The following is a 14163-nucleotide window of genomic DNA, read 5'->3' as shown; positions in this document are numbered from 1 at the left end:
ATTAATTCACATACCTTATTTCGGATAGATTTAAAGAATCTTTCTCTCTAACAATTACTTTACCTAAAGAATGTTTTAAATCGCTTATATAAGGGCCAAAATTAAATTCAGGTCTTTTGGAAGATTTATTATAATATAAAGTATCCAAGGAATTGGTAGTTAGATAATTTTTGAAATCAGAAAAAACATGAATCCTTACAGATTCGCCAGGAACAAGCTCATCACATTTATAAATTAAATTTTTAGTAATTCCGCCTTTGTTATCATCTTTTGAAATCCGAAATACTTCTGGAATAAATAAAACATTATCTCCTTTTAGTATTCTTAAATGTAGCTCAACATTTTTTGCAGTATTATTTCCAGTATTCCTAATTATATAGGACGATTGAACATAGTCCTTATCAGCTGGTTTGGCAATTCCTAATTCGTAAGCTTGGATTTCAACTTGATCAAAATATTTTAATACAATAGGAATAGTAAAGATTAGTTGGCCAAAACTTATTGCAATGGCAACCAATGAAAGATATAACGGAAGATTTGATTTCTTTTCAATTCCGATAGACTCTTGGATTACTTTGTCTCTATTTTTCTTCTTTTTTTTCTTGGTCATTCAAAATTACACCTAACGATTGTTAAACGAAGTTAGTTGAAATTTTTTACAAAGTCAAGTTTGAAATTCATCCATTTTATAAAACAACTTAAATAGCAACAGCCCCTTTAATGTGTGGATGTGGGTTATAATCAACCAAAGTAAAATCTTCAAAATCGAAATCAAAAATATCTTTAATTTCAGGGTTTAAAATCATTTTTGGCAACGGACGAATATCTCTAGAGAGTTGCAATTCAACCTGCTCGAAATGGTTGCTGTATATATGTGCATCGCCAAAGGTGTGTATAAATTCTCCAGCTTCGTAGCCACAAACTTGAGCCATCATCATAGTAAATAAAGCGTAGGACGCAATGTTAAATGGCACACCTAAAAAAATATCGGCACTTCGTTGGTACAATTGGCAAGACAGTTTCCCGTTGGCCACATAAAATTGAAAAAATGCATGACAAGGCGGAAGTGCTGCTTTACCATTAGCCACATTTTCGCTAAAACTTTTAGAGTTATCTGGTAATACCGAAGGGTTCCAAGCAGAAACTAACATTCTACGGCTATTTGGGTTGTTTTTTAAACTCTCAATAACTTCTTTGATTTGATCTATTTCATCTCCATTCCAGTTACGCCATTGGTAACCATACACAGGACCTAAATCGCCATTTTCATCGGCCCATTCATTCCAGATACGCACACCGTTTTCGGTAAGATATTTTGTGTTTGTATCGCCTTTTAAAAACCAAAGTAATTCGTAAACAATAGATTTTAAATGCAGTTTCTTGGTAGTAACCATGGGGAAACCTTCACTTAAATCGAATCGCATTTGGTGCCCGAAAACACTTTTAGTTCCTGTACCTGTGCGATCTCCTTTTTCGTTACCGTTTTCTAAAACGTGTTTTACTAAGTCGTGATATTGTTTCATAATTTCCCCCATTAAAACGGGAATATTTTTTAATTAAACCAAGATTTTTAAAGCGCTGTAAAAATAAAAAAAAGCATCAAAATGTTTAATTGATGTTACTAGTTGTTATAAGAAAGTTATTAACTAACAAAAGTTTTAAAATGAAAAAGCCTTGTGTTTAAACAAGGCTTTTAAGTCATTAAATAATACTATTCTAGTTTTTTACTATTTTGGTGTTAATGTTTAATTCTGGTATGTTTAGTATATAAATTCCAGAAGCCAAATGGTTTAAATTAGTAATGCTAATAGTATTGTTTGATACTTGTTTGCGTGAGTTATACACCGTTTTCCCAAGCATGTTTACAATGTTTATATTAACTAATTCTGATGTTGCTACATTAGCCACCATGTTAAAGGTGTTATTAAATGGCATTGGGTATATTTTTAATTCGGAAACAGTAACGTCACTTACGCTTAAAGTTAGTGGTTGGTTTCCAGGAGAACCAACAGCTGATTCGTTCATGTCATTAACAGCAGTTGCAACTGGTTTGTATGGTGATTCTCCAATTATACTAAAACCACCTTTTTCAACATCGTATGAATGTCCTGGGTTTGATGCCGTATCTGGATAGGTTTCAAAATCTACAATTGTACCAACTGTTGTAGGTTCGCCAATCCATAAGGTTACAGCATCCCCACCACCCGAAAGTCCAGCGCCTGCGTAAGTTCCTATTTGAATATCGGTAAGATTATAAACCGATCCCCAAACTGCTATAAAATTATTAGTATCTGCCGCATCGATAGCAACAACAGATTCTCCTGGTTTAATGGATGTAATACCATTAATTAAGACTGCCGATGTTGGGTCTTGAGAGTCGTCATCAAAATATAAACCACCAAGTTCTGGTGTCCATTCTATTGGGCCATTGTTTTTAATTTCAAACCAATCGGCGGTTAAGTTATCGCCTTCAGCATTACCAGGCCAAATTTCAGTTATTTCTAAAACAGGACCAACCAATTTATTAAATGAGTTTGGTGTGTTTATGGCTTCGCCTTCTGCAGGAGAAGTTTCAGTAAAGCCTTCTAGTCCTTCACCATAGTAATTATTTCTTACCCAATCGGAAGTTGTATTGGTATCAACACCATTTGGAATACGTGATGCGCCTCCAACTTGAAAGCCAACACCGTCGTAATCTGGCGATAAATCTATAGCATAAACTAAATCTGAACTTCCTCCGTCCGAACTAGCTACGCCATCAACAATTGCTGTCCAATAGGTGGTGTCAATAGTGCCATCATCATTAGTGTCAATATCATCTTCAAGAGCACCAGTAAAGTTTTCAACTAATAATAAAGTAACGGTTCCGTTTTCAATCACATTATTTTGAAAAGGAGTAGTCCAATAGCCATTTTCATCGGTTGTTCCAAGTGTAAAAACACCATCGTCAATAAGTCCAGTAGAAGCACCATCGCCTTCAATTTCTACGATTGTATATGCAGAATAATCTGTAAAAGGATCACCTAAGATTTCAATAAATTCCGAGGTGTCTGTTCCTGTATGATCGACTACAAACTCATTAATTACAGGTGTTTTAATGTTGGCAGAAGTTACTGCGCCTAATGTAACGACATCGCTTCTAAATTTTTTCCATTCAGCTTCTTGGTCTTTGTTTTCTGTGCCATCGTTATAAATTACCGTAGCACCTAAATCGACTAATAAAGTCACTTGATCTGTGTCTCCTTCCGAACCTAAAAATGGGGTTTCAGGAAGTGCAATTAAACCTTCAAAAGAACCGCCAGTATTTAAAGCTGTTAAGTCTGTAGATCTTAATTCTGGAGCATCAACCGCGTTTCCAGTCCATGTGTATATTTTAAAGTCTGTTTTTGTGCCAAAAGGACCACCAACTAAAATGCAACCATTTTCATTACATTCCATGGTTCTTAATGTTCTTCCTTTTAAATCGATAAAAATAGGAGCGTCAAAAACAGAAGAACCGGCAGCTAAACCTGGTAAAGATGTAAAGTTGGTTACAGGAATAATAATGGCTTTTCCTTGATTGGTTGAACTACGTAAGCCAATATAAGCTGTGGTAGTACTGTTTGGTGCTAGTGCTAAAGATTCAATTTCTAAAGCATTATCTAGTCCAAAAAAGCTGTTTCCTAAACCATGAGTATTATTAGTATCCCATGCAATTAAGTCGTCTCTTAAACTGGTGTATTTATCGATATACTTTAACATGGAACTTGTACCCGTGCCTGCTAAGGTTGTAGAAAATATAACAGAGCGGTCTGATTCTTCAGTAGAACCTGTCCAGTAAATGGTATTATTAACTATAAACGAACCTTCTAAATCGACTTCGGTAGTAGTTCCTAGGGCAGCATTAAAATCTGTTTCTTTAATTGGAAGACCAGAATGGTTTATGTTGTATAAACGAAGTGTTTGGTCTTCATCATCTGCAATCCATACGTAGTCAGAATCTACAGGAATACCCGTTGAACCATCTGATGATCCAGTATGAAAACGACTAGAGCTAGGTGTTACCGATTCCGCTGAAGCAGCATAATTAATGGTGTAAGTATCAGTTTCGTTATTCGTGTTTTTAACAGTAATGGTTAGTGTTGAAAAACCGATAGCAATAGGTGTTATGGTTAATAATCGATTTTCATTTGAACCCGTAAGCACTAAGTTTGCGTTTGGTACAATACTTTCGTTGTTACTAGAAATCGTTACTACTAAATCGCTTATTGGTGTGGATGAATCTGAAATAATAAAAGGAATTCCAATAGTGCTTGCAGGATCGGTTGGATCGTTAATAACACCACTTGTATATCCTGAGTTTTCTTCAGTTAAACTTAAATAAGGTGATAAGTTAGCAATATCCACAACAATACTTAAATCTGATGTTGACACTGCAGCTGGACCTAAGTTTCCTGGCGATGCAACAGCAGATTCGTTTTCATTATTTACAGCGGTTGATGCCGGTTTATTTGGTTCTTCGGCAAGAATGCTAAAAGCACCTTTTACAACATCGAAAGATTGTCCTGGGTTTAATTCGGTATCTGGATATTCTTCGTAGGCAATAATACTAGAAGCATCTACTGGTGCATCCACACTCATAAATAGTGTTACACCATCACCACCGCCGCCAAGACCAGAACCATCGTAAGTTCCAATTTGTACGCCAGAAAGATTATAAACACTTTCCCAAACCGACATAAATTCTGCAGTATCACTATCATCAATAGCAATTACAGATTCACCTGGTTTAATTGTGGTGATGCCACTAATTATATCAGCAGTACTGAAATCTTGAGAGTCGTCATCAAAATATAAATTACCCATTGAAGCCGTCCATGTTCCTGGGCCTTCGTTTGTAATTTCAAACCAATCCGCAGTAAGGTTATCACCTTCACCATTTCCAGGCCAGATTTCTGTAATTTGTAAATTGGGTAATGCAGGACCTAAATTTCCTGGCGATGCGATTGCAGATTCGTTTTCATCATTTACAGCCGTTGCTACAGGTTTATTAGGTTCTTCGTTAAGAATACTAAAAGCAGTTTTCACAACATCGTAAGATTGTCCTGGGGTTCCTGCGGCATCCGGATATGTTTCGAAGTCAATAATACTAGTGGCATCAATGGGTGCATTAATACTCATAAAAAGTGTGACACCGTCGCCGCCACCGCCTAGGCCAGAACCATTGTAAGTTCCAATTTGTACGCCAGAAAGGTTATAAACACTTCCCCAAACCGAAATAAATTCTGCTGTATCGCTATCATCAATAGCAATTACAGATTCGCCTGGTTTAATTGATGAGATACCGCTTATTAAATCGGCAGTACTAAAATCTTGAGAGTCATCATCAAAATATAAATCTCCTATAGCTGGAGTCCATTCTGTATCGCCTTGATTGGTGATTTCAAACCAATCGGCTGTTAGGTTATCTCCATTTTCATTTCCGGGCCAAATCTCGGTGATTTGTAATGAAACTTGCGCAAACGCAATGAGATTTGTAAGTAGGAGGGCAGCTACCAAAGTAATTTTTTTACACATAATTCTTGTTTTGGATTAAGGGGTGTAAAGTACTTAGGGTAGTGTTAACTTTCTGATAGCTAAATATTAATCATACGTTATGATTAAATTAAGTATGTTAATTTAAGGTAAAAGTATTAGGTGAGTTGTGGTTTTCTGCTGATTTTTAGTTGTTTGTAGTCTTTTATCCAATAATCATTCCTGCAATAGTAGCCGAAATTAAAGAGGCAATTGTACCACCAATTAAAGCTTTTATTCCGAAGTTAGAAAGTGTTTTACGTTGCCCTGGAGCCAAAGAGCCAATACCGCCAATTTGAATACCTATGGATGCGAAATTAGCAAAACCACATAGCATGTATGTTGCCATGATTATGGATTTCTCATAATTTAAGTGTATCGCGTTTGATGCATCTTTTAAATCTCTTAATTGAATATAGCCAATAAACTCACTAGCGGCCAATTTGATACCTAATAGTTGCCCCATTAGAGCCATATCTTCTTTAGCAACACCAATAAGCCACATAAGTGGTGCGAATAGGTAGCCCAAAATAAGTTCTAGCGATAAGTTTTTATAAGTTGTGTTAGCCGCTATCCAACCATTAACAGATGTAATATCTCCAATCCAACCCAAAATACCATTAAACATGGCAATAAATGCCACAAATACTAAAAGCATGGCACCAACATTTACTGCTAGTTTTAAACCTTCTGTCGTTCCATTAGCAATAGCATCTAAAAAGTTAGAGCCTATTTTTTCTTGTGATACCGATACATCTGTGTTTACATCTTCGGTTTGCGGGTATAATATTTTTGAAATTACAATAGCTCCAGGTGCAGCCATTACGGATGCAGCCAATAAATGCTTTGCATAAAATAATCTTAATTCTGGATCGTCTCCACCAAGAAAACCAATATAGGCTGCCAATACTGCGCCAGCTACTGTAGCCATACCACCAATCATCACTAACAGCATTTCGGACTTATTCATTTTTTCCAAATAAGCCTTAATAAGCAGTGGCGCTTCGGTTTGTCCTAAAAATATGTTTCCGGCAACACTTAAACTTTCTGCTCCGGAAATTTTTAAAGCTTTGGAAAGTAACCAAGCCATTACTTTTACTACTTTTTGAATGATTCCTAAGTAGAAAAGTACTGATGTTAATGCCGAAAAGAAGATGATAGTAGGCAATACTTGAAAGGCGAAAATAAAGCCAAAAGTATCCATATCTACTACTAAGCCTTCAAATAGAAACTTGCTACCTGCTCGTGTAAAATCTAGTACGCTAACAAATAAACCACCAATAAATTCGAAAATAGTTTTAATAAATTCAACCTTTAATACACCTATTGCTATAAGTAATTGAAATGCTAATCCAATACCAACAATTTTCCAATTAATGGCTTTTCGGTTACTGCTAAAAAGAAAGGCAACAAAAATTAAAGTTATCATACCCAATACGCCTCGCCATAAACTATTTAAAGAGAATCCTTGGCTAGGAGTAATGGTATTTGCTGTATTTGTAGTGGTAGGAATGTCTGCTTCTGTAGGAGCTTCTATTTTGGTTTCAGCCAAATTAATGGTAGTAGAATCTATTAAAATAGTTTCGGTTTCCGAAACGTTTTTAATAAGCTCAGTAGCATCTGTTTTGTCTATATCTTGCGCTATAACTAATGGGGTGAAACATAAAAATATTATAGCAATGAGCAAAAACAGCTTTTTCATACTAAAAATTAAAGGTTATTCTCGTTTTGAGATTTCATCACGAATATGAGCCGCTTTCTCATAATCTTCATTTATAACGGCTTCTTCAAGCATGGTTTGAAGTTCTTCTAAGGTTTTTCCATGAAAACGCTCGCGAGGTTCTTCTTTAGGTTCTAATTCCGAAGCTACTAACTCATCCATTAAAATACTATCTTGAGATTCGTTTTCGTCTTCTTCCTTTGGATTCACTTTAAGGTAAATACCAGCTTTGTCCAGAATATTTTTATAAGTAAATATTGGTGCTTGAAAACGAAGTGCTAATGCAATAGCATCACTAGTTCGTGCATCAATAATTTCTTCAATTTTATCGCGTTCACAAATTAAACTTGAGTAAAATACGCCATCTACCAACTTATGGATAATAACTTGTTTAACAACAATATCAAATCTGTCGGCAAAGTTTTTAAACAAATCGTGTGTTAATGGGCGAGGAGGACTAATTTCCTTTTCTAATGCAATGGCAATAGATTGCGCTTCAAAAGCTCCTATAACAATAGGTAGTTTACGGTCGCCATCAACTTCATTTAAAATTAAAGCATATGCGCCATTTTGTGTTTGGCTATAGGAAATGCCTTTTATATTTAATCTTACTAAACTCATAATGTATTAAAAACGCAAAGAACTGCTTAAATTAGAACTTTACCAACTGCACAAGGCAATTTTAAGTCAAAATGCTAATTTAAGCAGTTCTATAGTATTATACCAATTATAATTTAAAAATAAGCGTTAATTGATATTATAAAAGATTATTGCTGTGCTTTAAAGGCTTTTAATTTTTCTATTAATTCTGGCACGACTTGAAAAGCATCACCAACAACACCATAATCTGCAGCTTTAAAGAAAGGTGCTTCAGGATCTGTATTGATAACTACTTTTACTTTTGATGCATTAATACCCGCTAAATGCTGTATCGCTCCAGAAATTCCAATAGCTATATATAAGTTTGATGCTACAGGTTTACCTGTTTGCCCAACGTGTTCGCTATGTGGACGCCATCCTAAATCTGAAACCGGTTTAGAGCAGGCTGTTGCTGCACCTAAAACATCGGCAAGTTCTTCAACCATACCCCAGTTTTCCGGACCTTTTAATCCACGACCGGCAGACACTACTATTTCAGCATCGGCAATAGATACTTTATCGGTAGCTTTATCAACAGACTCTACTGTAACCCCTGATTCTGGAATTGAAGGTGAAAACTCTTCCGCGGAAGCGCTACCACTATTTTCAACTAATCCAAAGGCATTATTAGATACACCAACAATTTTTACATCAGTGTTAATTTGAGTATTTTCGAAAGCTTTATTAGTAAATGCGGTACGTTTTACAGTAAACGGACTCGTGCTTGATGGTGCTGCAACCACATTTGTTGCGTAACCAGCATTTAACCCTACAGCCAATAGTGGTGCTAGGTATTTACTGTCTGCACTAGAACTTACAACTACAACTTTTGCATCTTCGCTTTCGGCCGCTTGTTTAAGGGCTGCTGCGTATGCATTTGCGTTAAATTTATCTAGTTGTGAGTTGCTTATATTTAATACTTTATCTACGCCGTAAGTTCCTAAAGCGTTAGTGTCGTTTGCGTTAATGGCTACAGCCGTAACCGTAGTTCCTAATTGATTAGCAACTGCTTTTGCATAAGAAGCTACCTCGAAAGCTGTTTTTTTAAAGGCGCCTTGTTCTGATTCTGTATATACTAAAACTGACATATTAATTTTGTTTTTTTTGTCATTCCCGTAAAGACGGAAATCTTATTATTTTACGTTAACATCCAAAGATCCTGAAATAAATTCAGGATAATTTAATCTGTAATTAAATCACCTTAGCTTCGTTATGAAGTAAGCTTACTAATTCGTCTAAATTATCTGGCGATACCAAAGTAACCGCACCTTTTGGAGTAGGTTTTTCAAACGAAACCGATGTTGTTTCTTGATTTGCATCTACAGGATCTACCACATTTAATGGTTTTTTACGTGCCATCATAATACCTCTCATATTTGGTATACGCAAATCGCTTTCTTCAACCAATCCTTTTTGTCCGCCAATAACTAATGGCAGCGATGTTGAAACGGTTTCTTTACCACCATCAATTTCTCTTACAGCTTTTGCCGAAGTACCATCAATTTCTAATCCAATACAGTTATTTACAAAATTAGCTTTAAGTAAACCTGCAACCATTCCAGGAACCATTCCGCCATTATAATCAATCGATTCACGACCAGCAATAATTACATCGTATCCACCTGTATTTGCCACATTGGCTAATTGTTTTGCTACAGAAAACCCATCGGTAGCAACCGTATTTACACGAATAGCTTCATCTGCTCCAATAGCTAACGCTTTTCTTAAAGTTGGTTCAGTTTCCGCTCCACCCACATTAACAACAGTAACCGAAGCTCCTTGTTTTTCTTTAAACCACATAGCACGTGTTAAACCAAACTCGTCATTTGGGTTGATAACAAATTGAACACCATTTGTATCAAATTTAGTATCGTTATCGCTAAAATTAATTTTTGATGTTGTATCTGGTACGTGACTTATACACACTAATATTTTCATTTTTTTATGTATTTAGATGTCTTATTTTTTTCAGTTTACGAAGTTAATTATAAAATTTCGAATATTTACTATGCGTGCATAATAAATTTTAAAAAAAACTTGTGAGAGGGTATCTCATTTATTGTTATTTTTGCTATTCGAATCAAAATATATTCAATGAAGACAATTCAATTTAGAGAGGCCATTTGCGAAGCAATGAGCGAAGAGATGCGCAGAGACGAAAGCGTGTATTTAATGGGTGAAGAAGTAGCTGAGTATAACGGAGCTTATAAAGCATCAAAAGGTATGCTTGATGAATTTGGAGCAAAACGTGTTATTGATACGCCAATTGCAGAACTTGGTTTTGCTGGTATCGCTATCGGGTCTACAATGACTGGTAACAGACCTATTGTAGAGTATATGACCTTTAACTTCTCTTTAGTTGGAATTGATCAAATTATAAATAATGCTGCTAAAATTAGACAAATGTCTGGTGGGCAGTTTAAATGTCCTATTGTTTTCCGTGGGCCAACAGCGTCTGCAGGACAATTAGGAGCAACACACTCGCAAGCCTTCGAAAATTGGTTTGCAAACACACCAGGTTTAAAAGTAGTAGTGCCATCTAATCCATACGATGCAAAAGGGCTATTAAAAGCTGCTATTAGAGATGACGATCCGGTTATTTTTATGGAAAGTGAGCAAATGTATGGTGATAAAGGTGAAGTGCCAGAAGGAGAATATATTGTGCCACTTGGTGTTGCCGATATAAAACGTAAAGGTACAGATGTAACAATCGTATCTTTTGGTAAAATTATAAAAGAAGCTTACAAAGCCGCCGATGAATTAGAGAAAGAAGGTATCTCTTGTGAGATTATCGATTTACGTACCGTTCGTCCTTTAGATAGAAAGGCGATTTTAGAATCGGTTAAAAAAACAAACAGATTAGTAATTTTAGAAGAAGCATGGCCTTTTGGAAATGTATCAACTGAAATAACATATTTAGTGCAATCTGAAGCATTTGATTATTTAGATGCTCCAATTGTTAGAATTAATACTGCAGATACACCTGCAGCTTATTCTCCTGTTTTAATGGCAGAATGGTTACCGGATTATACCGAAGTCATCAAAGCTGTTAAAAAGGTGCTATATAAATAAAACAACATTTTTTACGTTATATAAACTTCATTAGCATAATTGTTGATGAAGTTTTTTTGTATTATGAATATAAGATTAATTATTGCCCTATTCTACCTCGGATTATCTTCTGTATTTGCACAAACCAAAGTTAGTGGTTTTGTGTACGATGAATTTAATGAACCTGTCTCCTTCGCAAATATTGTGTTTAAAGGATCTACAGAAGGTACCATAACTAACGAAAACGGAAAATTCTATTTAGAGTCTGATGATACTTGGGATGGTTTAATCGTTTCCTTTATTGGGTACGAAACCTTAAATGTGCCTTTGGAAAAAAAGGTGAATTACAATTTAAAGTTTATTCTTAAAGAAGAAACTGCGGAGCTAAATGCGGTGCTTATTGTGTCTGGAAAACAATCTAAAAAAAATAATCCAGCCATTGATATTCTAAGAAAAATTTGGGCGCATAAACGAAGTAATGGTTTAAAGCAGTTTAAGCAATACGAGTACGATAAATACGAAAAAGTAGAATTCGATTTAAACACTATTGATAGTGCGCTTATAAAAAGTAAACTATTTAAGGGTATGGAGTTTGTTTTTAATGAGGTCGATACATCTAACGTTACAGGAAAAACCTATTTACCGATTTTTATAAACGAAGCCGTTTCAAAAGTATATGGCGATAATGTTATTAATAAAACCAAAGAAGATTTATTAGGTAATAAAAACTCAGGGTTTAGCGATAACCAAATTATTATCGATTTTATAGACGATTTGTATTCCGATTTTAGCGTGTACGATAATTACATGAAGTTTTTCGATAAGAGTTTTGTGAGTCCTTTATCTACAACAGGAGTTAATACCTATAACTATGTTCTGGCCGATAGTTCTTTTATAGATAATAAGTGGTGTTATAATATTATTTACTATCCAAGAAGAAAAAACGAATTGACTTTTAAAGGTGATTTTTGGGTGGCAGATACGACCTATGCTATTAAAGAAATTAATTTACAAGCCTCTAAAAGTGCCAATATAAACTGGATTAAAGAAATTTATATAGAGCAAGAGTTCGAGGTGTTAACCGATTCTCTTTTCTTAGTGACAAGAGATTATATGCTATCGGATTTTGCATTTAATAAAAAGGAAAAGTCTCGTGGTGTTTACGGAAAGCGTACTACCTTATACAATAATTATAAGTTTGATATTGAAAAGGATAAAAAATTCTACGATGCCGAGGTTTATAATTTTGATAAGGATATTTATAATAGAGATGATGAATTTTGGGGTGAGAACCGATTAGAAGCTTTAAATAAAGACGAGAAAGGCGTTTACAAAATGTTAGACACTTTAAAAACGGTTAAAAAGTTTAAACGCCTTTATAATTTAGGAAGCATCCTAGCTTCGGGTTATATTGAGTTTAATACGTTGCCTTTAGATTACGGACCCGTATTTTCAACCTTTGGATATAACGAAGTTGAAGGCGTACGTTTAAGAACAGGAGGGCGAACCTATTTTGGACCAAACGATTTATGGCGATTGGAAGGCTTTTTGGCCTACGGATTCGACGATGATAAATTCAAGTATGGTATTTCTGGTAAATGGTTAATCGATAAAAAAAGTCGACTCATTATTTCTGGAGGGAATAGACGAGATATCGAGCAAATAGGAGCGAGCTTAACAACCAGCACCGATGTGTTGGGCAGAAGTTTAGCCTCATCATCAGTAGTAGGAACAAGTACAAACGATAAGCTTACTAATATTAATTTAACTAGTTTAGCGGTTGAAGCAGAGCCTTGGCGTAATGTTATATTTCGATTAGGCGGGAATTATAGAACCCTAGAATCGGCATCGCCAACCTTTAGTTTAGATTATAATACACCAACAGGTATAGCTTCGGAAATAACACAATTTGAATCCAACTTATCGGTGTCCTATTTCCCTGGGCGTAAAATGACTGGTTTTGGGGTGGAACGTAGAGTGGCTAACGATTATTATTCACGTTTATTTGCGCAAGTTACGCGAGGCGATAAAAGTTTATTTAGTAGCGATTTCGATTATACTAAAGTACAGTTCTCATACACCCAACCTTGGCAAATGGGTGGTTTTGGAAGGTTAAATACCACCTTTGAAGCCGGCAAAACCTTTGGCGAAGTGCCACTTGGTTTGCTAAGTGTTATTCCAGGAAATCAATCGTATTTTTCAATATATAATACCTTTTCGCAACTTGATTTTTATGAGTTTGTGTCCGATACGTATGCCTCTTTTCATTTTGAGCATAATTTTAATGGACGCTTATTTTCTAGAATTCCATTTTTACGAAAGTTGAATCTGCGAGAAATTGTAAGTGTACGTGGTGTTATGGGAAGTATAACAGATGAAAATGTTGCTTTAAGTAATGTGCCTAGTAACCCAAACAATATTCAGTTAGTGGCACCATCAAACGAGCCGTATTACGAATACAGTCTAGGAGTAGGTAATATTTTTAAAGTGCTTAGAATAGACTTTAATTTTAGAGGAAACTATAAAGATAAAGTGCTTTATCCTGAAGCTAGAAAATTTGGGGTTACAGGAAGCTTTGGGTTTTACTTTTAGTACGCATATTCATAATGCATAGGAGTCTAAGCTGTAATTGCTATTGTAGTAAAATGAGCTTAAATTCCTGTAGCTAAATTATATGATATTTCATTTACACCAGATTTAGTAATGTATTTTACTGTGATTTTATCGAATTTAAGATCAATAATTTCTTGACGATTAGAGCTAGCGTCTATTTGATGCTTGCTAATTATAACTTTTTCGAGCGTAATTACTAAATATGGATTCTGTGATCCTGATTCTGGATTAACTAGGCTAATGGTTGTTTCTGGAAAAGATTTGCCTTGCAAGTTTGCTAACATTAAATAAGGTGTTGCTGCATCAATTTTTTTCACCAATGAAATTGGGGATATAGTAGCTTTAGCTCTGCTTCTTCCGGTGCCTATGGCATTTATTTGTTCGGTTAAGGATGCTAAGCCATAAATTTCAATTTCTTTAGCAAAAGCGCTAGATCGTGCTTCGCCATCTATATCGGGAACTTTCAAAAAGCCAACCACTTTATTTGCCGCCATTGGATTTTCTTGTGTGCTTTGAGCGTTTATCTTTGCCGAAAACATAAATAAACCGATAAATAATACTAGTACTGGTTTCATAATAAATTGATT

At 35.2% G+C, this 14163-nt stretch carries 10 protein-coding genes; 2 read left to right on the top strand and 8 right to left on the bottom strand.

All coding sequences use genetic code 11. From position 1 onward, the window contains the following. Position 1 precedes the first annotated feature (1 nt). From AAFN75_RS04760 to AAFN75_RS04730, 7 genes are all read right to left on the bottom strand, one after another. On the bottom strand, positions 2-610 hold the full coding sequence (locus tag AAFN75_RS04760; protein WP_411808472.1) for a hypothetical protein: 609 nt from the start codon (positions 608-610) through the stop codon (positions 2-4). A gap of 88 nt (positions 611-698) precedes the next feature. Further along, positions 699-1523: a thymidylate synthase gene (locus AAFN75_RS04755; RefSeq protein WP_411808471.1), complete on the bottom strand. Its 825-nt coding sequence runs from the start codon at positions 1521-1523 to the stop codon at positions 699-701. A 193-nt stretch (positions 1524-1716) separates the two neighbouring features. After that, positions 1717-5556: a T9SS type A sorting domain-containing protein gene (locus AAFN75_RS04750; RefSeq protein ID WP_411808470.1), complete on the bottom strand. Its 3840-nt coding sequence runs from the start codon at positions 5554-5556 to the stop codon at positions 1717-1719. 163 nt (positions 5557-5719) lie between these two features. Then, a complete protein-coding gene (locus AAFN75_RS04745; RefSeq protein ID WP_411808469.1) occupies positions 5720-7255 on the bottom strand; it encodes a NupC/NupG family nucleoside CNT transporter in 1536 nt (511 codons plus the stop codon). A 15-nt stretch (positions 7256-7270) separates the two neighbouring features. Then, on the bottom strand, positions 7271-7894 hold the full coding sequence (locus AAFN75_RS04740; RefSeq protein WP_411808468.1) for a bifunctional nuclease domain-containing protein: 624 nt from the start codon (positions 7892-7894) through the stop codon (positions 7271-7273). Positions 7895-8040: 146 nt separating this feature from the next. Beyond that, a complete protein-coding gene (locus tag AAFN75_RS04735; RefSeq protein ID WP_411808467.1) occupies positions 8041-9000 on the bottom strand; it encodes an electron transfer flavoprotein subunit alpha/FixB family protein in 960 nt (319 codons plus the stop codon). Positions 9001-9103: 103 nt separating this feature from the next. Further along, positions 9104-9850, bottom strand: a complete 747-nt coding sequence (locus AAFN75_RS04730) for an electron transfer flavoprotein subunit beta/FixA family protein (protein ID WP_411808466.1) — start codon at positions 9848-9850, stop codon at positions 9104-9106. Positions 9851-10006: 156 nt separating this feature from the next. Between AAFN75_RS04730 and AAFN75_RS04725 the strand changes: the two genes are divergently transcribed. Both AAFN75_RS04725 and AAFN75_RS04720 read left to right on the top strand, forming a co-directional pair. After that, entirely contained in the window at positions 10007-10984 is a 978-nt protein-coding gene (locus AAFN75_RS04725; RefSeq protein ID WP_411808465.1) for a pyruvate dehydrogenase complex E1 component subunit beta, read from the top strand. A gap of 63 nt (positions 10985-11047) precedes the next feature. Then, positions 11048-13555, top strand: coding sequence for a DUF5686 family protein (locus AAFN75_RS04720; RefSeq protein ID WP_411808464.1), 2508 nt, complete (start codon positions 11048-11050; stop codon positions 13553-13555). Positions 13556-13614: 59 nt separating this feature from the next. On the opposite strand, the gene AAFN75_RS04715 is transcribed toward AAFN75_RS04720, so the two are convergent. Continuing rightward, complete coding sequence (locus AAFN75_RS04715) at positions 13615-14151, bottom strand: Hcp family type VI secretion system effector (protein WP_411808463.1); 537 nt, start codon at positions 14149-14151, stop codon at positions 13615-13617. Positions 14152-14163 lie beyond the last annotated feature (12 nt).

Origin of the sequence: Algibacter sp. AS12 (genome assembly GCF_046736315.1) — a bacterium.
In the GTDB taxonomy this organism is placed as follows: domain Bacteria; phylum Bacteroidota; class Bacteroidia; order Flavobacteriales; family Flavobacteriaceae; genus Algibacter_B; species Algibacter_B amylolyticus.
The sequence above is the reverse complement of the archived record's forward strand: the minus strand, read 5'-3'. Positions and strand labels throughout refer to the sequence as shown.

What these genes read in the sequence shown, in the direction of transcription:
- AAFN75_RS04760 (WP_411808472.1), bottom strand. Translation starts at nt 610, where the DNA reads ATGACCAAGAAAAAAAAGAAGAAAAATAGAGACAAAGTAATCCAAGAG.
- AAFN75_RS04755 (WP_411808471.1), bottom strand. Translation starts at nt 1,523, where the DNA reads ATGAAACAATATCACGACTTAGTAAAACACGTTTTAGAAAACGGTAAC.
- AAFN75_RS04750 (WP_411808470.1), bottom strand. Translation starts at nt 5,556, where the DNA reads ATGTGTAAAAAAATTACTTTGGTAGCTGCCCTCCTACTTACAAATCTC.
- AAFN75_RS04745 (WP_411808469.1), bottom strand. Translation starts at nt 7,255, where the DNA reads ATGAAAAAGCTGTTTTTGCTCATTGCTATAATATTTTTATGTTTCACC.
- AAFN75_RS04740 (WP_411808468.1), bottom strand. Translation starts at nt 7,894, where the DNA reads ATGAGTTTAGTAAGATTAAATATAAAAGGCATTTCCTATAGCCAAACA.
- AAFN75_RS04735 (WP_411808467.1), bottom strand. Translation starts at nt 9,000, where the DNA reads ATGTCAGTTTTAGTATATACAGAATCAGAACAAGGCGCCTTTAAAAAA.
- AAFN75_RS04730 (WP_411808466.1), bottom strand. Translation starts at nt 9,850, where the DNA reads ATGAAAATATTAGTGTGTATAAGTCACGTACCAGATACAACATCAAAA.
- AAFN75_RS04725 (WP_411808465.1), top strand. Translation starts at nt 10,007, where the DNA reads ATGAAGACAATTCAATTTAGAGAGGCCATTTGCGAAGCAATGAGCGAA.
- AAFN75_RS04720 (WP_411808464.1), top strand. Translation starts at nt 11,048, where the DNA reads ATGAATATAAGATTAATTATTGCCCTATTCTACCTCGGATTATCTTCT.
- AAFN75_RS04715 (WP_411808463.1), bottom strand. Translation starts at nt 14,151, where the DNA reads ATGAAACCAGTACTAGTATTATTTATCGGTTTATTTATGTTTTCGGCA.